Genomic DNA, 26,203 nt, shown 5'->3' on the forward strand with positions numbered 1-26,203 from the left:
AGATTGATTTATATTTTAATTTAACTTAGTAATAAAATAGTTTGTGTAAAACAGTTAAAGAATAGCCCTTAGAGTATGCCTATGAAGCTTAAAGAATTAGCAGGTTGCGAGGAGTGCGATACCGTCTATCGTAGAGTTCCGCTTGCTTATGGAAAAAGAGCTTATTGTGTTTGCTGTGGTGCAGAGCTTTATCGGCATACTAAGCCATTTACGACTTTATTGGCCCTCATTTTAACGGCCTTAATCGTATTTGTTATTGCCAATAGCTTTCCGATTGTAAAGATTGAACTGCAAGGGAATATATCTGAAACCACTTTATTGGGTGCCGTATGGGTCATGTTTCATTATGATCGAGCTTTTGTCGGTGTCTTAATTTTAATTACCACCTTTATTGTGCCACTTTCATATTTGTTATTAATGGCCTATGTACTGGGTACGGTCAGTATATTTAAAAGACGACCAAAGTTTTTAGTAGTTGCCTTACGAACGCTTTATTTTATGAGAGTGTGGGGAATGGTTGAGGTATTCCTGATTGGAATTTTGGTCACCCTTGTAAAGTTAATGGGTATGGTGCTTGTTATTCCAGAAATTGCCTTGTGGGCATTTGCGGTTTTGAGCCTATTGATGGTTTATATTACGTCCATAAAGGTGAGCGATATATGGAACGAAATTGATAGGTCACCACTATGAAAACGATAAAAAAAGTGACTGCACTCAAGGCCGAAAATACCGAAATGGTTCTAAAGCAATATCCACGAGCCAAAGATCTATCGCTGATATTGTGTCACTGCTGTGGGTTATTAAACTCATCAAAAGTAGATAAAGTAGTCGCTGCTAAAAAGAATAAAGTTTTACGCTGCGTTAGATGTCGTAGTGTACTGCATGAGCGCAAACAGGGAAGTTTAAACCGTACCTTTGCTCTAGTCGTTGCTGCAACTATTTTGTATATACCGGCTAACGTACTGCCGATGACAATAACCGATTCACTTTTAGGCAGCCAGAAAGACACCATCATGAGTGGTGTGATTTATTTTTGGCAAAATGGAGACTATTTAGTGTCGGTGGTCATTTTCATGGCCAGTATTTTTATTCCGATGCTTAAGCTATTTATTTTGTATTTCCTATTATTGGTTGTATATATACAGTCATCGGCAGCTTGGAAATTTTCACCAGAGCAATGTATCAAACTTTACCGAATTGTAGAGTTTGTCGGACGTTGGTCTATGATTGACGTCTTTGTGGTCGCTTTATTAACTGCACTTATTCAGATTCAATCGCTTGCGACTATTTTGGCAGGGCCAGGTTCAATTGCTTTTGGTGCAGTTGTAGTCTTAACCATGTTTGCATCTTTAAGTTTTGACCCACGTATTATTTGGGATAATTTTTACGCATCCCAAAATATCAATAAACCCAATGATTTTTCTTCGGAAAAAACCACAGTTATTCAAGACGAACACTCGCCGTTGAATAATGATTCCATTAATCCCAGTCAATAAAAGAAAAATGAGTATGTCTGAAAACAAAACAAACGGCGGTACATCAGATCATCATGAGACTGATGTTGAACTGGAAAACATGAATGATTTACCAGAACCGCAAGAAAAGAAAAATCGGTGGAAACCTCTATTAATTTGGATAGTTCCATTGGTTGCACTTTTAATTGCACTTTCACTCGCAGTGAAAGCGTTGCTCTCTAATGGGCCAACAATTGAAGTATCTTTTCGTACAGCAGAAGGCTTAGTTGCAGGTAAAACAACTGTGCGCTATAAGCAGGTTGATATTGGTGTTGTACGGCAAATTGATCTAGCCGATGACCGCTCGCATATTATTGCGCGAATTGATTTACGTAAAAATGCCAGCAACTTTGCCGCGCAAGATTCACGTTTTTGGGTAGTACGACCACGTATTGGGACAGGTGGCGTTTCAGGCATAGACACCTTATTGTCAGGTTCATATATTGAAGTAGATGGCGGTAAGTCACCCGAGAAAAAACTTGAATTTACGGGTTTAGAAATACCACCAGTGATTACTTCCGATGTACCGGGTAAAGAATTCTTTTTGAAAGCCGATGACTTGGGATCTTTAGATATCGGGTCGCCGATTTATTACCGTCGAATTAACGTCGGACAAATTACTGCTTATAAGCTAGCTGATGACGGTAAAAGTGTGCAGCTTCAGACTTTTATTCGTGCACCATACGATAAGTTTGTGACTACAGATGCACGCTTTTGGCAAGCAAGTGGTATTGATGTGAGTTTGAATGCTTCAGGCTTTAATTTAGATACTCAGTCGCTTGCGAGTATTGTTGCTGGCGGTATTGCTTTTGGTTTCCCTGAAAACTCAAATGCGACTGTAGCGGCCAATAAGAGCAGCTTTAATCTTTGGGACTCAAAATCCGATGCGCTCAAAGAACCAGATGGTCAGCCACGTGGCGTGATTATGTACTTCGATCATTCACTTCGCGGTTTAGCTGCTGGTGCGCCAATTGATTTCATGGGTATTGAAATTGGTAATGTTAAATCGATTAATGCGGAGTTCTATAATAACTATAAGCAAATTCGTATGCGCGTTGAGGCGGTCATTTATCCGTCACGTGTTGAAAATGGACAGGCACTCAATCCAAATAGCAACATTTTCAAAGATTTTGTTGAGCATGGATGGCGTGCGCAAATGAGAACGGGCAACCTCTTAACAGGCCAAAACTATATTGCCTTAGATAAATTCCCTAAAGCGAAACCAGCTAGCTTACAAATTTTGAGTGATAACCGCGTGGTGATTCCAACCACTCCAACTGAGTTGAGTGGCTTACAGGCACAGGTTTCTCAAATTGCCGATAAGTTAACTAAATTCCCATTAGTTGAAATTGGGCAAGATGTTCGTAAAACGCTTAAGAATATGAATACAGCCATTGAGTCTACCGACAAGCTGGTTAAACAGTTAGATGGTAAAGTTGCACCTGGTTTACAAGCAACCTTGGATGATGTTCGTAAAACTGTAAGATCGTCTGAGTCTATTTTGTCGAGTGATGCGCCGTTACAACAAGACGTACGTAAAGCATTGCAGCAAATGACACGTGCAGCAGCTTCATTACAGCTCATGGCAGATTATATTGAGCAACATCCTGAATCAATTATTCGTGGTAAGACACCAGAGGCCGATGATGAAAAATAAAAACACTCTATCTTTTCAACATCCTAAAGCAGCCAAATGGCTGCTTGGGAGCGGCCTGTTTTTTATGGCAGTTGCTATGACGGCCTGTTCGAGTTCACCAACGCCGAACTACTATACGATTAGTCCTAAAATAACTCCGGCAGTGAGCTCAAGTATTCGAGTTATTGAAGTTCTACCGGTTGGTCTTCCAGACCGTTTAGACCGTGCGCCTTTGGTGCTACAAGACAGTAGTGGCAAGTCTACGGTGTTAAACAATGAGCGCTGGACGTCGACTATGAGTACACAATTACGCGATACTCTATCGGCAGGTTTACAGCAAAAATTAGGCGCAATTGACAGTTATAGCAGTGGCCTTGCTGGAAACAATCAGCCTTTATATCGAGTTTCTACAGACTTTTCTCATTTTGATATTGTTGATAAAAGTTATATTAATATTGCGGTGTCTTGGGTCGTGAAGCGTCAAATACCCCCAACTCAATTAGAGTCATCTAATCCAAAAGTCATTACCAATGCAGGATCTCAGCTCAATTGTCGAATTGCTTTTCAGCAGCCGATTGATCAAAAAGCTAAAAAGATGGATGCAATTGTAAGTGCTTCAAGTGAGGCGATGGGCCAGATTATTAATTCGGTTTCTTCTTCAATTGTGGCATTAGATTCAAACAAAAAAGTAGTGATCACGAATGGTGTTTGTTCGTAGTAAAATTTTCTAACACAAGCCTTTATCTGTCTAAAAACAGATAAAGGCTTTTTTATTTTAGTTGCCTCTGTAGGTTGAGTAACCGTAAGGGCTGAGCAGTAACGGAATATGGTAGTGGTTTACGCTGCCGTCCACTTTAAAAATCACAGGTACTTCACTAAAGAACGTTTGCTGTTTGTTCTTTTTAAACCAGTCTTCAGTTTTAAAGGTAACTTTATAAACGCCTTGCTCTAGTTTTCTATTTTCTGGATAGAGTGCAGTAATACGGCCATTTGAATCAGTCACTTGCTGGTTGAGTTTTACCCACTGATTATTGGTGTTTTTTTCTAAAACGACTTCAACCTGAGAAGAGGGTAAACCCGTTTCTAAATTTAACACATGCACACTCAGCGGATTAGTTTGTGCAAATGTAGCCGAAGCTATAAATAACGAAGATAAAGCAATAAATGATTTAGTCATGTTGAACTAACTCCTTATGAATTAAAAACGGTTTCAATGGCTTTGCTTGCACATTGGTTGTCATTTTGTGCACCGCCAGCACCCGCAACGCCAATTGCTCCGATTACTTGGTTCTCAAAACGAACAGGTACGCCACCGCCTAACAAAAGTAAATTCGCTACGGTGGTTAAATTTTTTGCATCGGGGTTTTGGTTACTGTTTTGGCTTAAAACTAAGGTCGATGTTTTGGTAGATAATGCGGTATAGGCTTTTTTCTCGGCAGCCATTAAATTATGTGGCCCCACCAGCTCATGCCGTTCGGCAGTTAAAGGATTACCGCCGCGATCTACAACAACAACCGCAATGTTTTGATTTAATTTTTTGCATGCCTCTTTAGCACTGTCAGCTAACAGGTGGGCAGTTTTTAGATCTAACGAATAAACTTGATTCAAAGCAGGGGGCTGTGCAAAAGTACTATTACCGAATAGCACGGCTGTTAACATCAGCCAGTTCAATTTTTTCATAATGATCGCCTCTATGTCGCTTTGAAAATCTTAAACAAATTGCTTAATTTCAAGCATGACAATCACATTACAAAGCTGTCATCTTTCAAATGAGTCTCTAAAAAAATGCGTATCCTTATTATTGAAGACGAGATCAAGATCGCCACTTATTTGGTCAAAGGATTAAAAGAATCCGGCTATCAAGCAGAGTGTGTTCACTTAGGGCTTCAAGGTTTGGAAATGCTAAAAAGAGATCAATATGATTTGCTTATTCTTGATGTGATGTTGCCGGATATAGACGGCTGGAGCGTATTACAGGTCCTACGCCAGTTTTCAAAAATTCCGGTGATTTTCTTAACGGCAAAAGATCAGGTGATGGATAGAGTGAAAGGGTTAGAGTTGGGTGCAGATGATTATCTGGCTAAACCGTTTTCCTATATTGAACTGTTGGCACGCATTAAAAGTTTGTTAAGACGACAGCAATATCTGCAAGAAAATGAACTGTCTATTAGCGATTTAAAAATGGATTTGGTTAGTCATAAAGTATGGCGTAGTGGCAACTTAATCGAACTGAGTAAAACCGAATTTAATTTATTGCGTTACCTGTTGCTCAACAAAGAGCAAATCGTGACGCGCAGACAAATTGGTTCCGAGGTTTGGAATATTAACTTTGACACCGATACCAACTTTATTGACGTCGCGGTACGCCGGTTACGAAGCAAAATTGATGAAGGCTATGACTTAAAACTCATTCATACCATACGTGGCTTGGGCTATAAAATATCGGTTAGCTTATGAACTTTAAATTTCTACGTTCACTTGAAGTCCGTATTACATTACTGGTCACACTTTGTTCTGCCTTAATTTTATGTTCCGTCGGCTTTATGACCTATTTGGGCATTAACCAGATTTTATTGAAGCAGCAAGATAAAGCTTTAGCAGAGCGAATTAACCGTTTGGAAATTTTGCTGCAAGACAGCGAAAATGTAGAGCAAATTATTGCGCGGCCTAAGCTGTATCAAAACATGCTTGGCAACCAAGACAACTTGTTTCTACTCATCCATAAAGACAAAGCTTTAATTAATATCAATCCGCTTCATATTCAACTACCAGATTTTGCAGAGAAAAACACTCTTCAATTTCAAGATTTAGCCAATAACCCATATCCAACTCGAATTGCTTGGAAAACCATAACGATTAATCAAGAGCCTTATTTGCTTATTGCAGGTAAACAGTGGTCGGAACGCATCAATATCCTTTTACCTTTTCAAGAAAGTCTCTTGATGTATGTGGTCGGGGGCGTGTTTGCGATCTTTGTGCTTTGCATTTTAGCGTGCCATTTAGGTTTACGGTCGCTACAACAGCTTCGCAAGCAAACTCACTCTATTAACGTAAACCAGCTACAGAAACGGTTAAACCTCTCAAATTCTCCCTTAGAAGTTGAGCTGCTTTCAAAAGATATAAATCACATGCTTGAACGTATTGAAAAAGGCTATACGCAGCTCAACCGTTTTTCTGAAGATATCGCTCATGAGTTCCGCACACCTTTAAATAATTTGATTGGGCAAACCGAGATTGCTTTAACTGGCGAACGTTCGGTTGAGCAATATGAAGATTTGCTGGTGTCTCATTTAGATGACTACCACAGATTAAAACGCATGATTGATAGTATGCTTTTCTTGGCAAGAGCCGATCAGAAAATGGTTCTTGTAAACAAACAAGATATAAATATCCAAGACGTTATAGATAACCTATGCCAAATTTTTGAATATCAGGCAGAGGAACAAGACTGTCATTTTAGTTTTAATCTAGAAGCCCAAAAGTTATTTGCAGATCCTGAGCTATTTCAAAGAGCAGTTTATAACTTGATTTTAAATGCACTGGTTCATGGTGGGAATAAGCGAACTATTTTTATTAAAAGTAAATATAAGACACTTGATCACAAGAAAGTGGTGAGCCTAAGTGTGATAACCAGTGGTATTTCAATTGCTGAACATCAACTTGAGCATCTTTTTGAAAGATTCTACCAATGCCACTCAAGTCGAAGTGATGAGAACCAGACAGGTGGATTAGGTTTATCCATTGTCGCTTCAATTATGGATTTACATGAGGGTCTTTACCGTGTTTATAACACGGTTGAAGGTGTGTGCTTTGAGCTTGATTTTCCAGTTCTAGATACTTCAAAAATATTAAATTAAATACTTAATAGCGCTCATTAATTTTTAAAATTCACACTTTGTTCACAGCACTCTGCAGTATGGTTAAGCATATTAAATAAATATAGGAGGATCATTGTGAAATTATCATTTAAATCACTTGTTGTGAGCACTGGCCTTGCTATGGTTAGTGTAGCGCTTCCTTTTAGTACGTATGCAGACAACAACACGAAACCTGTCGCGGTTGAGTCTATTGATATTAATAAATACGCAGGTAAGTGGTATGAAATTGCGCATTTACCTATGTTTTTTCAGCGTAATTGTGTAGCCAATACAACAGCAAACTATTCTATTAACGCGGACAAAACCGTAGGTGTATTAAATAGCTGTACCAATAAAAAAGGTGAAATGATTTCATCTGAAGGTGTGGCTTATCCGCAAAATGAAGGTAACAGTAAATTAAAGGTGAGCTTTTTACCTTCTGGCCTAAGATGGATTCCTTTTACCAAGGGTGATTATTGGGTTCTAAGAGTAGATCAGGACTATAAGGTTGCTTTAGTGGGTGGCCCTAGCCATAAATATTTATGGATTCTTTCTCGTAGCCCTCAACTTGATGAAGCGACATACCAGTCTTATCTTCAAACTGCGAAACAGTATGGTTATGATGTTTCTAAACTTGTTAAAACTACACAATCTAAATAGAAAATAACTGATGAAGAAGATCTTAAATTTTATTCGTAATTTTAAGATCTTCACATAAAATTCATTGCGCATTTTCTAAATTAAAAACAGAAAAGAAATGCTTTAGATCAGGAAGAATCAATGTCTAAATTTTTTCTACGCTGGATCGATAGCTGGTCAGATTCAGAAAATGCGCAAATGGATACGTCTAGCGAATATGTCATTGAGAAGAAAATTCAATGGTTAAGAATTATTCCTTTTATTTTATTACATATCGCTTGTTTGGCTGCGTTTTGGGTCGGCGTGTCTTGGTTCGCTGTGATCTTTATGCTCGGTTTTTATTTTATACGCATGTTTGCGATTACCGCTTTTTTTCACCGTTATCTTTCGCATAAAACTTTTCAAACCTCACGTATTGTTCAATTCATATTTGTACTCATTGGAACCATGAGCGCGCAGCGCGGACCATTATGGTGGGCAGCGCATCACCGTTATCACCATCACTTTACCGACACCGATCAAGATCCTCATTCAGCGAAAGCAGGCTTTTGGTATTCACATGTTGGTTGGTTTTTAAATGAGCAAAATTTTGCCACTCGAAAAAAAGTCATTAAAGACTGGTTGAAGTATCCAGAACTAATTTTGCTTGATCGATTTTGTCTGCCTATTGTGATTCTGACGGCTTTGGCAATTTATGGTTTAGGTTCATGGTTAGCACAACATCATCCGGAACTAGGGACAAATGGCTTACAACTTTTAGTGTGGGGATTTGTGATTTCTACTGTTCTTCTAATTCATGCAACTTTATGTATTAACTCGCTTGCTCATCGCTATGGTTCACGTGAGTTTAATACCCCAGATGATAGCCGTAATAACTTTCTACTTTCTCTAATTACGCTAGGTGAAGGCTGGCACAACAACCATCACTTTTACGCGGGCAGTGTGCGACAAGGTTTTCATTGGTGGCAGATTGATATTACCTTTTATATTCTCAAAATCATGTCTTTATTTGGTTTGGTATGGGGGTTAAAACCCGTACCGAATAAAGTTTACCAATATAAAAAAATTAAAGATCTACCGATAGAAAAAATTGAAAATGGGGAAGTGTTATGAAGATTGCCATTATTGGTTCAGGTATATCGGGGCTTTATACCGCTTGGAAATTGTCAAAACAACATCAGGTTACGGTATATGAAAAAAATAACTATTTTGGTGGTCATACTGACACGCATGAGCTGAATATTGACGGTGCTAAAGTCGCGGTAGATAGTGGTTTTATTGTGTTTAATGATTATAACTATCCGTTATTTACCGACATGCTTAAAAAATTAGGCGTAGAAACTCAAAGCAGCGATATGAGTTTTTCGGTAAATAATTTGGTGAGTGGGCTTCAATATAACCCTTCAAAAAAGTGGTCGCTGTTTGCGCGTCCACAGAACTTTTTAAAGCGAAAGTTTCTGCAAATGTTGTCAGACTTGCTGCGTTTTTATGATGACAATAAGAATATTGATGTGGCAGATATTGAGCCTACTTTAACCATTGAAGAATATTTAGACCAACACAAATATAGTCATGAGTTCCGTTATGAGCATCTTTATCCGATGTGCGGTGCCTTATGGTCGGCTCCGGTTGAGCAAGTAGGTCAAATTCCATATCGATTTGTGGTGAGCTTTTTTCAGCATCATCGCATGTTACAGCTAAAAGAACGTCCGCAATGGCAAACAGTCAAACACGGTTCGGCAAGTTATATTCGTGCGATTCAAAAGAACTGCCCATCTCTTGAATGGAAGTTTGCTGAAGTAAAAGCTGTGAGCCGTTCGCAAGAAAAGGTGTTGATCGAAACCGTTGAAGGACAATCACAATATGACTGGGTCATTTTTGCAAGCCACGCTGACGATAGCCTAAGTTTATTAAAAGATGCGTCATCTCTGGAACAAGAAATATTAAGCCAATTTGGTTATCAAGATAATCGAATGGTAGTTCACCGTGATCTTTCGATTATGCCTAAAAGCCGTTTGCAGTGGGCAAGTTGGCATGTACATGTAACGCCAACATCACAAGTTGAAAATGATACGTCCGCTATACATTACGGGTTTACATATTGGATGAATAATTTGCAGAACTTATCCTGCAAAACTCAAATTTTCTCTACCTTAAATCCAAATATGAAAATTAAACCCGAGGATATTTTGGTGGAACGTCAGTATCGTCATCCGGTATTTGATGCCAAAGCAATTCAAGCCCAATCACGCTGGAAAGAGATTAATGGACAAAATCGTACTTCATTTTGTGGAGCGTATTGGGGATGGGGCTTTCATGAAGATGGGGCCCGTAGTGCAGCTCGTGTTGTAGAGCAAATCTTAGCGTTATAAATTTTAAAAGCAGGAGGCTTCTCAAATGTTATTAAATAAACTTGCTATCGCTCCTGCACTTATTCGTCATAGACGTTATAGCCCTAAAGAGCACCAATTCACTTCGACTTTAAATTATTTGTGGTTCGATCCAGATCAATTAAATGAAATTTCAAAAGACTGCTCACTTTGGTCTACCGATCATTGGAATGTACTAAAACTATCTGAAAATGATTTTTTAAATATGTATCGTGGTTCTATAAGGGATAGAGTAGAGAAAGCAATACTTCAAAATAACAACTCACATTTCCGACCAGACTGGCAAATCAGAGTATTGGCTTTACCTCGATGTTTAGGTTTTCGTTTTAACTCGGTCGTATTTTATTTTGTTCTAACTAAAACTGGAAAACCTGTATTTATTGTTAGTGAAATTACCAACACCCCTTGGAATGAACGAAAAGTTTATGTTCATGATTGTACAAACCAATACAGTCACATAAAGGATTATGAAAGTTTTGATTTTAAATTTGAAAAATCATTTCATGTTTCGCCGTTTATGCCTATGCAGTTGACTTACCGTTGGCGGTTTAGCTTTTCAGATCAACAAAATGTCATTCATATGCAGCTCTTTGAAGAACAAAATCAAGTCTTTGACGCCACTATGCGCTTTGAACTTACACCCATCACATTTCCTTCACAACAATATCGATATGCTGTTAATAACAGCTTGGCGCCTTTTAAAATGCTGTTTTCAATATATTTAGAGGCATTTAAGTTGTGGCGAAAAAAAGTGCCATTTTATCGTCACCCTAAAAAGATCAAGGTAGATAAGACATGATAAAAACATTTCTGTATGGTGAAGATGACTCACTACCATTACTACTCAAAAGCCTTCTCAAATTACGTCATGGGCAGATTACTTTTCAGGGTGCATGGAATGGTACGGTGGGTGAAGTATCAGACTTGCATGCTGTGGTTGAAATACATAATCCTTTATTGATGGAACTCATTTTAAAAAATGGCGTTTTAGGTGCAGCAGAAGGTTATATCCGTGGAGATTGGAGCAGCCAGCAACTTGTCGAGTTGATTCAGATCTTGGCGCGTAATCGAGATGTATTAGACCAGCTTAATCAAAATATGTTTGCCCAAGCGAGCCAGTTTTTTCTTAAAGCTTGGTATAAAAATAGAAAGAATTCTATAAGTGGTAGCCGTAAAAATATTGCCGAGCACTACGACTTAAGCAATGATTTTTTTAAATTATTTTTAGATCCATCTTTAATGTATTCGAGCGCCGTTTTTGAAAATGAAAATATGACACTCGAAGAAGCATCAGATTTAAAAAAAGAAATTATCTGTAAAAAGTTGGATTTAAAACCATTAGATCACTTGGTGGAAATCGGAAGTGGTTGGGGGGGTTTTGCAATTTATGCAGCTCAGCATTATGGCTGCCGAGTGACTACCATTACCATTTCGCAAGCCCAATACGATGAAGCGATTACCCGCGTAAATGAAGCAGGTTTAGCACATCGTATTGATGTGCAATTAAAAGACTACCGTTTACTCGAAGGTAAGTTCGATAAGCTGGTTTCAATTGAAATGGTTGAAGCAGTTGGTGCACAGTATCTATCGACATATTTTGATCAATGTAGAGCACTTTTAAAACCTAAAGGTTTGGCTCTTATTCAAGCCATCACCATTGAAGATTTTCGCTATAAAAAAGCACTCAATACCGTTGACTACATTAAACGCTATATTTTTCCAGGTAGTTTCATTCCGAGTGTGAGTGTATTAACTCAAACCGCGTCTGAGAGTGGTTTAAGGCTAAAGTATTTAAATGACATTGGTCTAAGTTATGCGCAAACACTTCATCATTGGCGAGAGCGTTTTTTAGCAGCAAGGGAAGAGGTATTGGCTCTAGGTTTCGATGAAAACTTCATTCGCATGTGGGATTTCTATTTATGTTATTGCGAGGGCGGTTTTAAAGAAGGCGTGATAAGCAATGTTCACTTGTTGTTTGAAAGTACCAGTTACTAGTTCAAACACCTTCAGCAAGGAGACAGCTCATGTTATGGAATTTGCTCATTCTGGACTTACTTATCATGTTGATAAGCTGGTTACTTGCAACTCTAAATAGTCGTGCTGGAATAGTAGATGCTGCTTGGAGCTTCTGTCTGGCAATTAATATTATTGTGTCTTCTTTACTCATTTCAGTTGCTCCAGTTGAAGTAAGGCTATTTATTGGCGTGTTTAGCGGTCTATGGTTTTTAAGACTATTTTGGCACCTGTTAAGACGTTATCAGTCTGAACAAAAAGAAGATGGTCGATATGCAAATATGCGTCAGGCTATGGGTAAGTTCCAGCATTTTGGCTTTTTATTATTCTTTATATTTCAAACATTCTTAGTGTTTCTGTTCTTTTTACCAATGTGGACATTGCTTAACGTAGAGGCAGGTCTATGGAGTAGTGAATATAAAATCGCTTTAGTGATTGCAGCTGTAGTTATGGCGATTGCTTTCATAGGTGAGCAGCTTGCCGATCAGCAGTTATACAGATTTAAGTTAAATCCGGAAAACCATGGCAAAACCATGGATCAAGGATTATGGCGTTATTCACGACACCCAAATTACTTTTTTGAATGGTTACATTGGTTTGCCTATCCCATTATTGGTTTAGCTGCAGACGAATATTTATTGTGGATTTATCCTGTGTTGATGTGGCTATTTTTATACTACGTCACGGGTATTCCATTTAGTGAAAAACAAGCAATCAAAAGCCGCGGTCAGAATTATCTTGATTATCAACAAAGAACTTCAATGTTTATTCCGCGAAGACCAAAAAAATAGGTGCTCATATGGATTTTATTGTTCATCAGTCTCTAAAAATTGTTGAAAGTGGTGTGATTCCAGATCATGCAATTAGAGCTGCGATTCGTGCTTTAAGTAAAAAGCGCTTAATTCAAGAAGGCCGTTATGACCCTGAGCAAGGGGCACAGCGCTATATGGACGTTCTTAATTTACTCAAAAAGAGTGAAATTGCTGTAGAAACAGATAAAGCAAATGAACAGCACTATGAGTTACCGACCGAGTTTTTTCAGACAGTACTTGGAAAAAGGCTTAAATACAGTGCATGTTACTTTCCAACTAAAACAACAACTTTAGATCAGGCAGAAGAGTTGGCACTTCAGCTCTATTGTGAAAGAGCACAACTCAAAAACGGACAACACATTTTAGAGTTAGGTTGCGGCTGGGGTTCTTTAACCTTATGGATGGCAGAAAACTATCCACGATCACAGATTACGGCTGTTTCAAACTCTGCGACTCAGAAAAAACATATTCTCGGGCAAGCAAAGTTGAGAGGGCTTACCAATGTTGAAATACTCACTTGTGATGTAAATGTACTCGAATTAGACAAGGGCCAATTTGATCGTGTTGTATCGGTCGAAATGTTTGAACATGTGCGGAACTATCAACGTCTATTTGAAAAAATTCAGGGATGGTTAAAGCCAGATGGATTACTCTGGTGTCATATTTTTTGTCATCGCTTTTTGCATTATCCTTTTGAAGTAAAATCAGACTATGATTGGATGTCCAAGTATTTCTTTACTGGCGGTTTAATGCCTTCAACTTCCACTTTTCTACATTTTCAAGAGCATTTAGAACTGGCTCAACACTGGCAGTGGTCAGGTGAGCATTATATGAGAACAGCGAATGCTTGGCTTGATAATATGGATAATCAAGAGGAAGAACTTAAACCGTTATTTAAAAAAATCTATGGAAAAGATGCCAATATTTGGTGGCAACGCTGGCGTATTTTTTTCATGGCTTGTGCTGAACTTTTTGGGTTTGAGCAAGGACAAGAATGGGTCATTGGTCACTTTTTATTTAAAAAGAGACCTTTGTAATTTCTACAGCCTATCCCGGCGATAACGATATGATAAGAACTCGACGCGATGGTAAATCTAGCCATCCATTAGCCAAAATGTTCAATCGATATTATTGGTTGCAGATTGCTCTAATCGCATTATCGATTGTGGTCGGGTTGGCTTGTAGTGCTTGGGTAATTAAGGGTTCTTTGCTTAAAACCGCTCTAGAACAGGAAATGGAACATTACTGGTTACGTATAGATCGTAACCCGAATGCAGATTTGCCAGATACTAAAAATTTATATGGATATCGGTGGAATACCCAGATAGCACCTCAACCTTTTCAAGATATGCATTTAGAGAGTGGGGTACATCGAATCTTTATTGATGGTAAAGAACGTATGACCGTATACGGTGAGCGTAATGGACAGCATGTACTTTTGGTATTTGGCGAGAGTAACGTCAATAAGCTGATTTGGTTATTTGGACTTGCTCCACTGATGTTCAGTTTATCTGTTTTATATAGTTTTTTGTGGTGGTCAAACCGAAGAGCAAGACGCTATTTTTCCCCAATTACGCGTTTGGCAAATGCATTAGAAAATATTGATTGGGCACATCAAGATACACAAGCTTCACCTTTTAAAGATATAAATACCAATGGCAATATGGAAGCAGAGTATCTGAAACAAGCCTTGGAAAAATATCATCAGGTCTTAAGTGAGTTTATTCGACGCGAGCGAGAGTTCACTGGAGATGTAAGTCACGAACTTCGTACTCCACTTACGATTTTAAAAGGCAATGTTCAGCTTTGTCAGGCTAGATACGGTGATGATAAAGCCTTAGTTCGCCTTCATAATACGATTGAAGATATGCAATTATTAGTCGACACTTTACTCGCAATTGCACGTAATACAGTAAAAAGCCTACCATCGGAAAAAAATTTCCTATCACAAATTGTGCGAGACTTAGTCGAAAGCTTGCAAGTCATGAGTGAGAGTAAGGGTATACATATTCATATACACCCAGACTCAGCAGAACAACCGCGCTGGTTATATCCTTCTATGACCAAAATGGTTTTAGGTAATATTTTGCGCAATGCCCTCAATTACTCTCAAGGCTCACAAATTGATATTATTCAACAAAAAAACAGTTTGATTATTGCTGATAATGGTATCGGAATTTCTTTACCTAATGATGTAAAGGTGCAAGAGCTTAGCGATTCACAGCTTTCTTTAAAAGTTAAAGGTCATGGCATTGGGTTGCAACTGGTACAGAAGCTTTGCAAACAATTAGGATGGCGAGTCGAACTGTTTGATCGGCAATACTATTTAGCTACACATCCTGAACTAGACTTAGAACAAGCAACAGGTTTAATTGTTGTGGTATATCTAAGTTAATCGGCCGAATTTTCCAAAGCAATCTTTAAACCGACACCTGCTACTGTGTGTAATAGTTTAGGGTCAAATGGTTTATCTACCATTTTTCTTAAGTTATAAATATGACTGCGTAAAGCATCACTTTCAGGTTCTTCGTCTCCCCACAGCTCCATCATAAGCTCTTGCTTGGTAACCACTTTCGGAGACTGGCGCATCAAAATTTTTAACAGTTTAAATTGAATAGGTGGCAATTCAATATTGTTTCCAGCGCGAACTACGGTTTGAGTTGCGCTATCAAGAATTAAATCATGAATCTGAATTTTATGATTCGCGACTTCACCCGCAGCTCTCTTAATTAAGGCACGAATACGCATCACTAATTCATTAAAATCAAATGGCTTAACTAAATAATCATCTGTGCCAGCAGTAAATCCTTTAAGTTTGTCGTCTAACGTATCTCTGGCTGTCAGCATCAGCACTGGAATATCAACCCCTTGTTCAGTACGTAACCAATTACAGAGGTCATAACCAGAACCATCGGGTAAATTTATATCAAGAAGTAAAAGATGATAGTGCTGTGATTTTAGAAAAGAACGGGCTGCATCTAAATTACGTGCATGATCGATGACATAACCATGCACTTCAAGAAATTCACAGACTGTTGCCGCCAGTTCAAAATGGTCCTCAACCATGAGGATAAAGTGATTACCCATAAGATTTTATTAAGCCATTAATTTAATAGTTGTTGTTTTAATTTAGCATTAAATGGTTCGCTACCAAACCAGATTTTAAAATATTGATTTGCATTTGGATTATTTATAGAACCTAGTAGTTTTTGATTTAATTTTAACTCCAGTTTTTGATTTTCATGTTGGTAATAAAGACTATATAAATCTCCGCTCTTAATTGGTCTATAAAGCTCATTAATATGATTAAGTGGAGATTTTGCATCAAATCCACTAATATTTTTCTTCAAATAGTGTGCTGCCGCCCGCTTAAATGCCCATTCGGGAATATCTCGGTTATAGCTAAAATCCATTTTTATGCTTTGGTTTTGCCAGCTTTTTAAGCAATCTTCAGCAAAGTAACGGACATTTCCTACTTTTTGACTCGTTACCATTAAAGGTGCTGAACTACATTTCTTTAGTTCAGCCGCATTTGCGTGAGATGCAATTAAAATACCTAGAAGTATTAAGACTCGGCTTTTTTGAACGGCAATATCCATTTATAAACTCCTCCAAATACAGGTAAAGAACGATAAAGACCGTTTGCTGGATCCCAGAAATCTTGTTGGAAAATGATTTTCTGTTGATCATTAATTTTGATTTGGCTAATTCCGTAAGAAGCCATGGTTTTCGAGCGTCCTAGCATTTTAAAGTCATAGGTCATGTACCAATGGATATAAGCGCTATCTTGATGATGGGTTGCACTAATGAGTTTGACTGTGACGTTACTGACGCGTGTGTTCATACCCTCAAAGTGTTTAATCAAATCTTTTTTCTGAGAGAACTGTGAGAGTGTATCGTTGATATAGAGCTGATCTGCATAAAGATTACTTGCATTACTTACAAAGGATGGTGTGCCCAAAGTGTTAAACGCAGCAACAAAGTGATTACCAATCTCTAGTGTTTGTTCGTCATTTAATGTAACACCAGTAATTTGGTGTTCGGCTTTACCATAATCACTTGAGTAACTAGGCACACTTTTGCATGCTGTTAGCCCTACTAAGGTAATCAGCCCTAAGGCAGTAGTTATAATTTTCATGAATGAATCCTAGCCAACTTTATAAGATTAAATTAAAGAGGCTGTCGTGAAATTTACGTGAATTATTGAGTCTTTAGTTTTTTACGTTGAAGGGAGAATCATTGATTATTATTCGCTTGTTTGAAGATATTTTTGAGGCGCTAATATTTTTTAATATTAAAAATAACTAGGCTAAGAAAAGATAAACAGCACTTTGTTTCTATTCATGCAAAAGAAGCTGTAAATTTTGCTTTAGAGCAAAAAGCTAACGCTAACTCTGTTGCAGATAAGTCTGTATCAGTATGACCTAAGTTTTTAATCCTTTTTAAAATAAGAACGGATAACTGTCCAATTCGTTGAAAGCCAGCAGATGAGTGAACCTGCTGTAACCATAGCCGTTCCTTGCCAAAAGCTGATTGATAACTCGGTTTGTAAAACCAACATGGCAAGCAGAGAAGAGATGATGGGCGTAAAGTAAGAAGCAACTACTAGCATGGTGGTGTTGCCATGAATAATGCCAATATTCCATGCTGCATACCCGAGCCCAATTGACGTGGACGCAAAGACTAGAGATAAAGTCGTATTTAAATCGAGTGATGGCAAAACGGCTTGGCCACTAAAGAACAACTTTAGCCATAAAGTTGCAGCAACGCCAATAAAGAAAATAGAAATAGGATTTTGTCCTTTACCTATTTTCTTAGTCAACACGCAGTAAAAAGCCCAAATAATGGCACCTATAAATGCCAAAATATAACTTAGAGGATTGCTATAAAAGTTATCGATAACTCGACTTAGACTAAAATCTCCATTTCCGGTCTGTATAAAAATAATGCCAAAAATTGAAATGATTAAGCCTAAAATAATAAATACATTAAATTTTAGCTCTTTAAAAATGACAAAAGCTAAAACCGTCAAGCTTGGCCAAAGGTAGTTCACAATGCTTACTTCAATCGCTTGTTGTGCTGTCTTGGAATAGGCAAGTGCAAACGAAAAACATAGCTCATAAGCGATAAATAAAATTGCACCTAAAATTAAATATTTTTTAGAAATTAACTTAAAATTTGGCACTCTAAAAATAATAAGGAGTAGCAACGCACTTAAGGAGTAAATCAGTGTAATTCCAATATCTGGGCCGATGACGGTCGTGATATGTTTTACAAAACCTACCATAGAGGCCCACATCAGGATGGCACTTAAACCAATCAGTGTTGCTAAATTTTTTGACATAAGAAATAAATGAACTTAATTAAACGCCTGAGCTACCGTGAAAGTTAAAAATAGTTAAAGTAGGTCAGGGTAAAGGAATTTTTAATTAAAAAATAGTACATTTAAAAAGCTAACTTAAAAAAACAAATCGTAAATATTTAGAATTATTTTAATTTTTCATAGGTATGAACATAGTCCTTATTTCGTTAGATAAATATAAAACCAACTTTAGTAAAGTTCGGCTGTCATTAAACGTTAAGCTTGTGTCGTGAAATGTAAAGTGGCCCATATCCTAACTGTTGTAATTTTGGTTATTGCTTTTTAGGCACTCAATAAAAAACCAAGATATGGAATAGGACATGACGTTGACGAAAGCTATACGTTTCTATGGAACAGGAACGCCAGAAGTAATGCGCTATGAGGATGTAGAAGTAGGAGATCCCAAAGCAGGGGAAGTACGCCTACGTCATGTGGCAGTCGGCCTAAATTATGCCGATACATATTTTCGTAATGGAACCTATCAAATTCCAATGCCTAATGGCATGGGCGTCGAAGCATCTGGTGTTATCGAAGCTTTAGGTGAAGGAGTCACTCAGCTTAAAGTAGGTGACCGAGTTACTTATACAGGTTTTTTAAATACGTTAGGTGCGTATAGTACCCACCGTCTAATTCCAGCAAATGCTTTAATTAAATTACCCGAAGAAATTTCTTGTGAAACAGCGGCAGCCATGACCATGAGAGGACTGACCGCTGCTTATTTAATGCGCCGCATTTATGACTTTAAAGCGGGCGATTCAATTCTATTACATGCAGCCGCAGGTGGTGTTGGGCTGATTGTTTCTCAATGGGCTAAATTACTTGGCCTAACTGTTATCGGTACTACATCTTCTGAAGAAAAAGCTGCCGTAGCACGAGCTCACGGTTGTGATCATGTCATTAACTACAGCCATGAAAATGTTGCTGAGCGCGTACGTGAGTTAACAGGCGGCGTTGGTGTAAATGTCGTTTTCGATAGTGTTGGCCAAGCCACTTTTATGAGTTCATTAGACTCTCTCAAACGCCGTGGTTTGTTAGTTTGCGTAGGAACAGCATCGGGTCCAATCCCTGCTTTTGATCCGGTATTACTTGCCGTGAAAGGATCATTGTTTGTCACACGTCCAGCTTTGGCAGATTACATTGCAGATCCTGTTGAGAAGAAAGAACTGGCAAATGAATTATTTGATCATGTTCGACATGGACGAATCAAAATTGAAATTAATCAGCGCTATGAGCTAAAGGATGCTGTACAAGCTCATCGTGATTTGGAAGCACGTAAAACAATAGGTTCATCAATCTTTGTAATTTGAAGGGATTTCTTATGCAAATTGAACAGTTAACTTGCAATATTGGTGCAGAGCTCAGTGGCGTCAAACTTGCTGATGCGATTTATGATGATGGATTATTTGCTGAAATTCGCACACAACTACTTAAACACCGTGTGTTGTTTTTACGAGATCAGCACTTAACTCGTCAGGATCATGTCGCATTTGCTGAAAAATTTGGACAGCTCGAAGATCATCCTGCGGTAGGCAGCCATGCTGATCATCCGGGTTTGGTGCAGATTTATAAGCATCCCGAAAGTCCCGTCGATCGTTATGAAAATGCTTGGCACAGCGATGCAAGCTGGCGCAAGGTTCCACCGATGGGATGTGTGTTGCACTGTGTTGAATGCCCACCTGTAGGTGGTGACACCATGTGGACCAATATGGTCATGGCCTATCAGTCTTTACCTAACGATATTAAAGAGAAGATTGCAGACTTACGCGCTTATCACAGCATAGAAGCGAGTTTTGGTGCAGCCATGCCACTTGAAAAACGCTTGGATTTAAAAGCAAAGTTTCCCGATGCTGAGCACCCAGTGGTACGTACTCATCCTGAAACGGGCGAGAAAATTTTATACGTCAATGCGTTCACAACTCACTTCAGTAACTATCACACCAAAGACCGAGTCAGATTTGGACAAGATGCCAATCCGGGCGCAGCTGAACTACTACGTTACTTAATTTCTCAAGCTTATATTCCAGAGTTTCAAGTGCGTTGGCGTTGGAAGCCTAACAGCATTGCCATCTGGGATAACCGCAGTACACAACATTATGCAGTCATGGATTACCCACCTTGCCACCGAAAAATGGAGCGGGCCGGCATTATTGGTGACGCAACCTATTAAATCTATGGGTTAATAATTTTATCTAATTGAAAATTCTAAAAATATATCAGGAGATGCACATGCAATTCTTTGACGACTCATTGCACCCAGAAAATATGGAAAAAGTAGTAATCACGGTTGCGCCGTATGGACCCGAATGGATGCCAGAAGACTTTCCCGAAGATATTCCAGTGACCATGGATGAGCAAATACAAAAAGCGGTTGAGTGCTATGAAGCGGGCGCGACGGTGCTGCATTTACATGTCCGTGAGCTTGATGGCAAAGGCTCTAAACGCTTGTCAAAATTTAATGAGCTTATCGCAGGTGTTCGTGAGGCTGTGCCTGACATGATTATTCAGGTAGGCGGTTCGATTTCATTTGCACCAGAGAGTGAAGGTGAAGCGGCTTTATGGCTAAGTGATGATACCCGACATATGTTGGCTGAACTTACGCCAAAGCCCGATCAGGTTACGGTAGCAATTAACACCACACAAATGAATATTATGGAATTGCTCTATCCTGAATATTTAGAAGGGACTTCGTTGGCACATCCAGCGACTCAAGCAGCATATGCAGAAATGACCGTGCCAGCAGGACCTGCATGGGTTGCCGAACATATTAAGCGCTTATGTAAAAACAATATTCAACCGCATTTTCAGTTAACGGGTATGCATGGTCTTGAGACACTAGAGCGTATGGTGCGTAAAGGATTGTACATGGGGCCGTTAAATTTAACTTGGATTGGAATCGGTGGCGGTTTTGATGGTCCAAACCCATTTAATTTCTTTAATTTTATTCATCGCGTACCCGATGGATGTACTTTGACATCAGAATCTCTGCTCAAAAATGTGTTGCCTTTTAACACCATGTCGATGGCAATGGGTTTACATGCTCGAGTGGGTAATGAAGACACGATCATTGATCATCACGGACGCCGTTTTTCATCTGTAGAGCAAATTAAGCAAACTGTTCGGATTGCCCATGAATTAGGCCGTGAAATTGCCTCAGGAAAAGAAGCCCGTGAAATTTATCGTATTGGGGTTCAATACAACAGTATTGAAGAAACCTTAATTGCAAATGGTATGGCACCCAATCGTAAAGCAGGGCAAAAGGGCGTGCCGCAGCGTAACTAATGTGACAAGGTCTAACGGAATTTAGACCTCAATTCTAGTGCAGCTTATTCGCTTTGTTTTTAAAAGCGTTGCTGCACTAGCTAAATAGAAATTATAAAAAATACAAGGAGGTCGTATGAATGCACATCAATATTCAGATCAGATGAGCGATGTTGATACGTCAATCAGTATACCTCGTCGTTATGCATGGCTTGTTTTTGCTTTGACATTTGGTTTGCTCATTTCAGATTACATGTCACGACAAGTCTTAAACGCAGTCTTTCCTTTACTTAAAAATGAGTGGTTACTCAGCGATAGTCAGTTAGGTTTGCTCAGTGGCATTGTGGCGTTAATGGTGGGTTTATTGACTCTGCCGTTGTCTTTAATGGCAGACCGTTTTGGGCGAGTTAAAAGCTTGGCCATTATGGCGACGTTATGGAGTTTGGCGACTCTAGGATGTGCACTTGCTGAAAATTATGAGCAAATGTTTATTGCTCGTTTTATGGTTGGTGTAGGTGAGGCTGCTTATGGCAGCGTTGGAATCGCGGTGGTTGTGGCTGTTTTTCCACGAGAAATGCGTGCAACACTCGCCAGTGCTTTTATGGCGGGTGGCGTATTTGGCTCGTTTTTGGGTGTGGCTTTAGGTGGTGTACTGGCACAGCATTTCGGTTGGCGTTGGGCTTTTGGTGGTATTGCTTTATTTGGTCTCATTTTGGCTTTTCTATATCCAATTTTAGTGAAAGAAAACAGAATAAACGCAGCACCTCAAAATAAAATTCGTAGTAAAACCCAGCACATTAAAAGCCCTTTAAAAACTTTATATTCAAGTCGTTCAGTCATTGCCACTTACATTGGTAGTGGTCTGCAATTATTTGTTGGTGGGACAGTGATTGTCTGGATGCCGAGTTATCTCAATCGCTATTACGGCATGAGTACCGACAAGGCAGGTGTGATGGCAGCGGTCATTTTGCTATGTAGTGCAGTAGGCACAATTCTATGTGGCATGTTGTGTGATTATTTGGGCCGTAACTGTCCAGATCGTAAGGTCAGTTTAGCGATTACATACTGCTTGCTCGGTTGTGTTCTTTTATTCATTGCTTTTACTGTGCCTGCGGGACGTAACCAGTTACTTCTCATCTGCCTTGGAATGTTTATTGCCCTAGGAACAAATGGGCCATCTAGTGCCATGGTGGCCAATCTCACACATAACTCAGTTCATGGCTCTGCATTTGCAACACTCACCTTAGCTAACAATTTTCTTGGTTTAGCGCTTGGTCCTTTAGTCGTTGGCAAAGTATCTGATGTGATTGGTTTACATAGCGCATTTCAACTTATGCCATTGGTCAGTATTGCAGCAGCAGCCGTATTTTTTTATGCCAAACGCCATTATCACAAAGATATTGCACGCTTTGAGCAGCAAGGAATAACTGAGCTTAAAAATCATTCAGGTAACCAAATACAAAAATGCGGGATGAATAACAAATGATGATTCGGCAATTACATATTGATGTATTTTTTGACTTTATTTGTCCTTGGTGTTTGATCGGAAAACGTCAGTTACTGATCGCTATAAATAGATTTTATCAGCTTCATCCCAAAGTCAAAGTAGTTGTGCATTGGCGAGGTGTTCAGCTTATACCTGATTTAGCTGTTGAAGGTGTACCGTTTCAAACGTTTTATTTGAAACGGTTAGGTAGCTTGACAGCAGTTCGTATGAGACAAGAACAGGTCAATAAAGCTGCACATAAAGTTGGGCTCAAGATCGATTTTGAACAGATTAAACGGATGCCAAATACGGCCAAAGCTCACCGCTTATTTGATAAAGCTTTAAAAATAGGAACTCCTGAGCAGTGCAATGCGTTGTTAGAACAACTCTTTGCTGCATATTTTTATGATGGGTTAGATATTGGAAACACCATTACTTTATCCAGAATAGCAAAACAGTGTGGTTTTTCATCTGAACTTATAAAAAGTGCGCTTATTCAAGATCATCAAGATTTTATCTCTGCAAGTACAGGAGGTAATGGCGTGCCTTATTTTATTTTTGATCGGGCTTCTACTTTAGTGGGCGCGCAATCAGCAGATGCACTTTATCAAGCGATGCAAGAGGCGCTAGCGGAGCAGGGAGAGTTGATATGAGCAACCGATTTGAAGTGCCTTTTGAAAAAATTCCCAATTCAGGTGAGCGGGCTTTTTTAAAAATTGGAGATAAAAATCTCGCACTATTTAACGTTGCGGCTCAATTTTATGCAATCGATGACAGCTGTCCTCATCAGGGGGCATCGCTATTTAGTGGACGTCTAGAAGGACGAGTGATTCAGTGTTGTGCCCATGGTCTACGTTTTGATTTAACAAATGGCTGTTTGGTTAATTCTGCTCATCTTAAAGTTGCGACTTATCCCGTAGAAGTGGCCGAGGACAAGGTATTTATTGTGATGCGTTGTGGGGAAAATCATGAGTAGTTTCGTTTTGAAAAATTTTTCCCAGCGTACAAGAGAATTAGCACCAGGCTTTGTGGTCAGTTCGGTCGTTGCTGCGGCTGCCTGTTTTTTATCAGAGCACTATGGTGCGCCAGTCATGCTATTTGCACTACTGCTCGGCATGAGCGTGAATTTTTTAGCGGCTGAAAGTAAATGCAAGCTAGGTATCGAGTTTACAGCACGTAGTGTGCTTCGGATGGGCATCGCGTTACTCGGAATGCGTATAACTTTGGGGCAAATTACCGCACTAGGTTGGCAGCCTGTTGCGTTAGTCGTTACTTTGGTTATTGTGACGATCGCCGTTTCTGTCATTGCCGCTAAAATTTTAGGCTTCCAAAAACTATTTGGCATGCTCACTGGTGGATCAACGGCAATCTGCGGTGCTTCAGCCGCATTGGCACTATCGGCTGCTTTTCCAAATCATCCGCAAAAAGAAAAAGCGACCTTGTTTACCGTGATTGGTGTGTCAGCACTTTCAACCTTTGCAATGATTGTCTATCCGATGATTGCGAAGTGGCTAGAGTTATCGCCACAAGCGGCTGGTGTGTTTCTTGGTGCTACGATTCACGATGTGGCGCAAGTGGTCGGCGCTGGTTATAGCATGTCTACTCAAACAGGTGATACGGCGACTGTAGTTAAACTTATGCGTGTAGCAATGCTGCTTCCAGTAATTGTTTGTGCGGCTATGATTACCCGTATGCAAGGAGCAGATTCAACCGGAGAGCGACCACCATTACTGCCTTGGTTTGCTGTTGGCTTTCTACTACTCGCTTGTATTAACAGTACAGGATGGGTACCAGCGATGGTTCAAAATGGAATTAATGACTTATCACGCTGGTTTTTAGTCATCGCAATTAGTGCTTTAGGGATGAAAACTCAGTTAAAAGAATTAGCATCTGTCGGCATTAAACCAATCCTTTTAATGATCGGCGAAAGCATCTTTTTAGTGGTATTGGTTCTTGGACTTATGCGCTTGTGGTTTTAATTTTAAAAATTAGATTTTTAAGGAAGTTCTGGAGTGGTTCTCCAGCTTCCTTACATTTTAAATGACTTCATTTGGTATCAAACACAAAAGAATTAATTAAGCAGGGCTTTATTGTGATTACGCCACGTATTCGGTGACATACCAAACTGGCTAATGAACCAACGCGTAAAAGAGCTCGGCATTGAGTAACCTAAAATATCAGACACTTGAGCAAGTGAATAATTTAGATTTTTTAAATAACGAAATACGAGATCTTTGCGTACTTCATTCATTAAATCACTAAAACTCGTCTGAGCTTCTTCTAATCGACGCTGTAAAGTCCGTACATGAATACCATGTGTTTGAGCGACTTGATCAATCGTAGCGCGTCCCATTGGCAAGAGAAGATAAATACTTTTACGAATATCAAAAATCATGGTCGATTCATTGCTATTTTGCAAAATATCTAAATAACGTTGTGCATGGTTAGCCATAGCCAAATTTGCTTGAGGGTTTGTTGTATCAAGTTCGGCTGCCGTACAAACAATACCATTAAAGTCACTACCAAACTCTAGCGCACAGCCAAAAATCCGTCGATGCAGAGTTAAATCATTGGGTGGGTTATGAGTGAAGTGGACACTTAACGGCCGCCATTTTTGCATCATGAGTGCTGCACAAAAACGATGGGTAATTCCTAAAGCAAGTTCCGTCGCTTGGCGACTATACCCGCAAGTTGTGGTTATAACCTCTTCTCGAATAACTACTGTATCGTCAATTTCTTCTATATATATTTCAAGTGAGTTATTGAGTAAATTCCTATAACGAACAATCGTTTGCAGCGCTTCTCTCAAAGTGTATTGGTAACTTAATAATAAGCTTAGTTCACCAAAATCCGCGATTTCACGTTGCTCTGCCATATGTAAACCGAAAACATCACAATTACTCATTTGGGCTGAGTCTTCAAGCAAGGTAATGGCTTTATCTACAGGAATACGTTGTTTAAGATCATTCAATTGAGTTTGGCTAAGCCCAACACGTGATAATAAATGGTAGGGATTTAGATCTAATTGCTGAGCAACTGCCAAATAATTTTTTAAAGAGGCGGTATGCGCAAGAGGCACCATTTTATTATCTCCTGTTCTTAATCAGCCATATTCCTTACAGCTCATATCTAGTTATAACTAAAATATCCACATTACAAAAGCTTTTATTTAAGCGCCTAATCGTGATGTCAAATCAATTTTAAACCTGTTCTTTTAATTCATTTGTAATTACAAA

The 26,203-nt window shown here is 39.1% G+C and carries 28 protein-coding genes; 21 read left to right on the forward strand and 7 right to left on the reverse strand.

Annotated elements, in window-relative coordinates; genetic code table 11:
- Positions 1-81: 81 nt before the first annotated feature.
- The 4 genes from I8T81_RS06595 to I8T81_RS06610 are packed head-to-tail and all read left to right on the forward strand — an operon-like array spanning position 82 to position 3,868.
- Positions 82-690: a paraquat-inducible protein A gene (locus I8T81_RS06595; RefSeq protein WP_019458393.1), complete on the forward strand. Its 609-nt coding sequence runs from the start codon at positions 82-84 to the stop codon at positions 688-690.
- Positions 687-1,496 carry a paraquat-inducible protein A gene (locus tag I8T81_RS06600; RefSeq protein ID WP_198072403.1) on the forward strand — a complete coding sequence of 270 codons (810 nt, stop codon included), beginning with the start codon at positions 687-689 and terminating at the stop codon, positions 1,494-1,496. The genes I8T81_RS06595 and I8T81_RS06600 overlap by 4 nt, the downstream gene beginning before the upstream one ends.
- Before the next feature lie 7 nt (positions 1,497-1,503).
- Entirely contained in the window at positions 1,504-3,171 is a 1,668-nt protein-coding gene (locus I8T81_RS06605) for a PqiB family protein (protein WP_029767837.1), read from the forward strand.
- Positions 3,161-3,868: a PqiC family protein gene (locus tag I8T81_RS06610; protein WP_198072404.1), complete on the forward strand. Its 708-nt coding sequence runs from the start codon at positions 3,161-3,163 to the stop codon at positions 3,866-3,868. The genes I8T81_RS06605 and I8T81_RS06610 overlap by 11 nt, the downstream gene beginning before the upstream one ends.
- A 57-nt stretch (positions 3,869-3,925) precedes the next feature.
- Here the strand turns inward: I8T81_RS06610 and uraH are convergent, their stop codons facing one another.
- A complete protein-coding gene (gene uraH, locus I8T81_RS06615; protein WP_198072405.1) occupies positions 3,926-4,327 on the reverse strand; it encodes a hydroxyisourate hydrolase in 402 nt (133 codons plus the stop codon).
- Between the two features lie 14 nt (positions 4,328-4,341).
- Complete coding sequence (locus I8T81_RS06620) at positions 4,342-4,809, reverse strand: GlcG/HbpS family heme-binding protein (RefSeq protein ID WP_081407934.1); 468 nt, start codon at positions 4,807-4,809, stop codon at positions 4,342-4,344.
- 126 nt (positions 4,810-4,935) lie between these two features.
- On the opposite strand from I8T81_RS06620, the gene I8T81_RS06625 reads away from it, so the two are divergent.
- From I8T81_RS06625 to I8T81_RS06670, 10 genes are all read left to right on the forward strand, one after another.
- The gene (locus tag I8T81_RS06625; RefSeq protein ID WP_198072406.1) at positions 4,936-5,607 is read left to right on the forward strand and encodes a heavy metal response regulator transcription factor; all 672 of its coding nucleotides are present in this window, start codon (positions 4,936-4,938) and stop codon (positions 5,605-5,607) included.
- Positions 5,604-7,007, forward strand: a complete 1,404-nt coding sequence (locus tag I8T81_RS06630) for a heavy metal sensor histidine kinase (protein WP_198072407.1) — start codon at positions 5,604-5,606, stop codon at positions 7,005-7,007. The genes I8T81_RS06625 and I8T81_RS06630 overlap by 4 nt, the downstream gene beginning before the upstream one ends.
- A 96-nt stretch (positions 7,008-7,103) precedes the next feature.
- Positions 7,104-7,667 carry a lipocalin family protein gene (locus tag I8T81_RS06635; protein ID WP_049063239.1) on the forward strand — a complete coding sequence of 188 codons (564 nt, stop codon included), beginning with the start codon at positions 7,104-7,106 and terminating at the stop codon, positions 7,665-7,667.
- A 120-nt stretch (positions 7,668-7,787) separates the two neighbouring features.
- Positions 7,788-8,759 (forward strand): acyl-CoA desaturase, encoded by a 972-nt coding sequence (locus tag I8T81_RS06640; RefSeq protein ID WP_191011855.1) that lies wholly within the window; start codon positions 7,788-7,790, stop codon positions 8,757-8,759.
- Complete coding sequence (locus tag I8T81_RS06645; RefSeq protein WP_198072408.1) at positions 8,756-10,018, forward strand: NAD(P)/FAD-dependent oxidoreductase; 1,263 nt, start codon at positions 8,756-8,758, stop codon at positions 10,016-10,018. The genes I8T81_RS06640 and I8T81_RS06645 overlap by 4 nt, the downstream gene beginning before the upstream one ends.
- A gap of 25 nt (positions 10,019-10,043) precedes the next feature.
- On the forward strand, positions 10,044-10,835 hold the full coding sequence (locus tag I8T81_RS06650) for a DUF1365 domain-containing protein (protein ID WP_198072409.1): 792 nt from the start codon (positions 10,044-10,046) through the stop codon (positions 10,833-10,835).
- Positions 10,832-12,031, forward strand: coding sequence for an SAM-dependent methyltransferase (locus I8T81_RS06655; RefSeq protein WP_198072410.1), 1,200 nt, complete (start codon positions 10,832-10,834; stop codon positions 12,029-12,031). The genes I8T81_RS06650 and I8T81_RS06655 overlap by 4 nt, the downstream gene beginning before the upstream one ends.
- A 29-nt stretch (positions 12,032-12,060) precedes the next feature.
- Entirely contained in the window at positions 12,061-12,840 is a 780-nt protein-coding gene (locus I8T81_RS06660; RefSeq protein WP_198072411.1) for a DUF1295 domain-containing protein, read from the forward strand.
- An 8-nt stretch (positions 12,841-12,848) separates the two neighbouring features.
- Positions 12,849-13,898 (forward strand): SAM-dependent methyltransferase, encoded by a 1,050-nt coding sequence (locus I8T81_RS06665; protein ID WP_198072412.1) that lies wholly within the window; start codon positions 12,849-12,851, stop codon positions 13,896-13,898.
- Positions 13,899-13,927: 29 nt separating this feature from the next.
- A complete protein-coding gene (locus tag I8T81_RS06670; protein WP_198072413.1) occupies positions 13,928-15,256 on the forward strand; it encodes a sensor histidine kinase in 1,329 nt (442 codons plus the stop codon).
- Here I8T81_RS06670 and I8T81_RS06675 read toward each other — a convergent pair.
- The 4 genes from I8T81_RS06675 to yddG all read right to left on the reverse strand — a co-directional run bounded on the left by I8T81_RS06675 (position 15,253) and on the right by yddG (position 18,205).
- Complete coding sequence (locus I8T81_RS06675; protein ID WP_019458379.1) at positions 15,253-15,948, reverse strand: response regulator transcription factor; 696 nt, start codon at positions 15,946-15,948, stop codon at positions 15,253-15,255. The genes I8T81_RS06670 and I8T81_RS06675 overlap by 4 nt on opposite strands.
- Positions 15,949-15,965: 17 nt before the next feature.
- Entirely contained in the window at positions 15,966-16,460 is a 495-nt protein-coding gene (locus I8T81_RS06680; RefSeq protein WP_198072414.1) for a chalcone isomerase family protein, read from the reverse strand.
- Entirely contained in the window at positions 16,427-16,999 is a 573-nt protein-coding gene (locus I8T81_RS06685) for a nuclear transport factor 2 family protein (RefSeq protein ID WP_198072415.1), read from the reverse strand. Before I8T81_RS06685 ends, I8T81_RS06680 begins: the two co-directional genes overlap by 34 nt.
- Positions 17,000-17,293: 294 nt before the next feature.
- Positions 17,294-18,205: an aromatic amino acid DMT transporter YddG gene (yddG, locus tag I8T81_RS06690; RefSeq protein WP_198072416.1), complete on the reverse strand. Its 912-nt coding sequence runs from the start codon at positions 18,203-18,205 to the stop codon at positions 17,294-17,296.
- A 338-nt stretch (positions 18,206-18,543) separates the two neighbouring features.
- Between yddG and I8T81_RS06695 the strand changes: the two genes are divergently transcribed.
- The 7 genes from I8T81_RS06695 (at position 18,544) to I8T81_RS06725 (ending at position 24,946) form a co-directional block, all read left to right on the forward strand.
- On the forward strand, positions 18,544-19,530 hold the full coding sequence (locus tag I8T81_RS06695; RefSeq protein ID WP_198072417.1) for a quinone oxidoreductase family protein: 987 nt from the start codon (positions 18,544-18,546) through the stop codon (positions 19,528-19,530).
- Positions 19,531-19,541: 11 nt separating this feature from the next.
- Positions 19,542-20,390 carry a TauD/TfdA dioxygenase family protein gene (locus tag I8T81_RS06700; protein ID WP_198072418.1) on the forward strand — a complete coding sequence of 283 codons (849 nt, stop codon included), beginning with the start codon at positions 19,542-19,544 and terminating at the stop codon, positions 20,388-20,390.
- Between the two features lie 59 nt (positions 20,391-20,449).
- A complete protein-coding gene (locus tag I8T81_RS06705) occupies positions 20,450-21,502 on the forward strand; it encodes a BKACE family enzyme (protein WP_004643365.1) in 1,053 nt (350 codons plus the stop codon).
- A 115-nt stretch (positions 21,503-21,617) separates the two neighbouring features.
- Complete coding sequence (locus tag I8T81_RS06710; protein WP_039247271.1) at positions 21,618-22,967, forward strand: MFS transporter; 1,350 nt, start codon at positions 21,618-21,620, stop codon at positions 22,965-22,967.
- Positions 22,964-23,620: a DsbA family oxidoreductase gene (locus tag I8T81_RS06715; protein ID WP_198072419.1), complete on the forward strand. Its 657-nt coding sequence runs from the start codon at positions 22,964-22,966 to the stop codon at positions 23,618-23,620. The genes I8T81_RS06710 and I8T81_RS06715 overlap by 4 nt, the downstream gene beginning before the upstream one ends.
- A 14-nt stretch (positions 23,621-23,634) precedes the next feature.
- Positions 23,635-23,943: a Rieske (2Fe-2S) protein gene (locus tag I8T81_RS06720; protein WP_198072744.1), complete on the forward strand. Its 309-nt coding sequence runs from the start codon at positions 23,635-23,637 to the stop codon at positions 23,941-23,943.
- The gene (locus I8T81_RS06725) at positions 23,936-24,946 is read left to right on the forward strand and encodes a YeiH family protein (RefSeq protein WP_198072420.1); all 1,011 of its coding nucleotides are present in this window, start codon (positions 23,936-23,938) and stop codon (positions 24,944-24,946) included. Before I8T81_RS06720 ends, I8T81_RS06725 begins: the two co-directional genes overlap by 8 nt.
- A gap of 92 nt (positions 24,947-25,038) precedes the next feature.
- Here I8T81_RS06725 and I8T81_RS06730 read toward each other — a convergent pair whose 3' ends face one another.
- The gene (locus I8T81_RS06730) at positions 25,039-26,049 is read right to left on the reverse strand and encodes an AraC family transcriptional regulator (protein ID WP_039247278.1); all 1,011 of its coding nucleotides are present in this window, start codon (positions 26,047-26,049) and stop codon (positions 25,039-25,041) included.
- Positions 26,050-26,203 lie beyond the last annotated feature (154 nt).

The organism is Acinetobacter seifertii (assembly GCF_016064815.1).
Taxonomy (GTDB): domain Bacteria; phylum Pseudomonadota; class Gammaproteobacteria; order Pseudomonadales; family Moraxellaceae; genus Acinetobacter; species Acinetobacter seifertii.

Excerpts from the sequence above, each read along its gene's own strand:
- I8T81_RS06625 (WP_198072406.1), top strand. The coding sequence starts at position 4,936 with ATGCGTATCCTTATTATTGAAGACGAGATCAAGATCGCCACTTATTTG.
- I8T81_RS06660 (WP_198072411.1), top strand. The coding sequence starts at position 12,061 with ATGTTATGGAATTTGCTCATTCTGGACTTACTTATCATGTTGATAAGC.
- I8T81_RS06705 (WP_004643365.1), top strand. The coding sequence starts at position 20,450 with ATGCAATTCTTTGACGACTCATTGCACCCAGAAAATATGGAAAAAGTA.
- I8T81_RS06665 (WP_198072412.1), top strand. The coding sequence starts at position 12,849 with ATGGATTTTATTGTTCATCAGTCTCTAAAAATTGTTGAAAGTGGTGTG.
- I8T81_RS06600 (WP_198072403.1), top strand. The coding sequence starts at position 687 with ATGAAAACGATAAAAAAAGTGACTGCACTCAAGGCCGAAAATACCGAA.
- yddG (WP_198072416.1), bottom strand. The coding sequence starts at position 18,205 with ATGTCAAAAAATTTAGCAACACTGATTGGTTTAAGTGCCATCCTGATG.
- I8T81_RS06730 (WP_039247278.1), bottom strand. The coding sequence starts at position 26,049 with ATGGTGCCTCTTGCGCATACCGCCTCTTTAAAAAATTATTTGGCAGTT.
- I8T81_RS06605 (WP_029767837.1), top strand. The coding sequence starts at position 1,504 with ATGAGTATGTCTGAAAACAAAACAAACGGCGGTACATCAGATCATCAT.
- I8T81_RS06645 (WP_198072408.1), top strand. The coding sequence starts at position 8,756 with ATGAAGATTGCCATTATTGGTTCAGGTATATCGGGGCTTTATACCGCT.
- I8T81_RS06685 (WP_198072415.1), bottom strand. The coding sequence starts at position 16,999 with ATGAAAATTATAACTACTGCCTTAGGGCTGATTACCTTAGTAGGGCTA.
- I8T81_RS06675 (WP_019458379.1), bottom strand. The coding sequence starts at position 15,948 with ATGGGTAATCACTTTATCCTCATGGTTGAGGACCATTTTGAACTGGCG.
- I8T81_RS06680 (WP_198072414.1), bottom strand. The coding sequence starts at position 16,460 with ATGGATATTGCCGTTCAAAAAAGCCGAGTCTTAATACTTCTAGGTATT.
- I8T81_RS06655 (WP_198072410.1), top strand. The coding sequence starts at position 10,832 with ATGATAAAAACATTTCTGTATGGTGAAGATGACTCACTACCATTACTA.
- uraH (WP_198072405.1), bottom strand. The coding sequence starts at position 4,327 with ATGACTAAATCATTTATTGCTTTATCTTCGTTATTTATAGCTTCGGCT.
- I8T81_RS06670 (WP_198072413.1), top strand. The coding sequence starts at position 13,928 with ATGATAAGAACTCGACGCGATGGTAAATCTAGCCATCCATTAGCCAAA.
- I8T81_RS06630 (WP_198072407.1), top strand. The coding sequence starts at position 5,604 with ATGAACTTTAAATTTCTACGTTCACTTGAAGTCCGTATTACATTACTG.
- I8T81_RS06700 (WP_198072418.1), top strand. The coding sequence starts at position 19,542 with ATGCAAATTGAACAGTTAACTTGCAATATTGGTGCAGAGCTCAGTGGC.
- I8T81_RS06595 (WP_019458393.1), top strand. The coding sequence starts at position 82 with ATGAAGCTTAAAGAATTAGCAGGTTGCGAGGAGTGCGATACCGTCTAT.
- I8T81_RS06620 (WP_081407934.1), bottom strand. The coding sequence starts at position 4,809 with ATGTTAACAGCCGTGCTATTCGGTAATAGTACTTTTGCACAGCCCCCT.
- I8T81_RS06710 (WP_039247271.1), top strand. The coding sequence starts at position 21,618 with ATGAATGCACATCAATATTCAGATCAGATGAGCGATGTTGATACGTCA.
- I8T81_RS06650 (WP_198072409.1), top strand. The coding sequence starts at position 10,044 with ATGTTATTAAATAAACTTGCTATCGCTCCTGCACTTATTCGTCATAGA.
- I8T81_RS06725 (WP_198072420.1), top strand. The coding sequence starts at position 23,936 with ATGAGTAGTTTCGTTTTGAAAAATTTTTCCCAGCGTACAAGAGAATTA.
- I8T81_RS06640 (WP_191011855.1), top strand. The coding sequence starts at position 7,788 with ATGTCTAAATTTTTTCTACGCTGGATCGATAGCTGGTCAGATTCAGAA.
- I8T81_RS06610 (WP_198072404.1), top strand. The coding sequence starts at position 3,161 with ATGAAAAATAAAAACACTCTATCTTTTCAACATCCTAAAGCAGCCAAA.
- I8T81_RS06715 (WP_198072419.1), top strand. The coding sequence starts at position 22,964 with ATGATGATTCGGCAATTACATATTGATGTATTTTTTGACTTTATTTGT.
- I8T81_RS06695 (WP_198072417.1), top strand. The coding sequence starts at position 18,544 with ATGACGTTGACGAAAGCTATACGTTTCTATGGAACAGGAACGCCAGAA.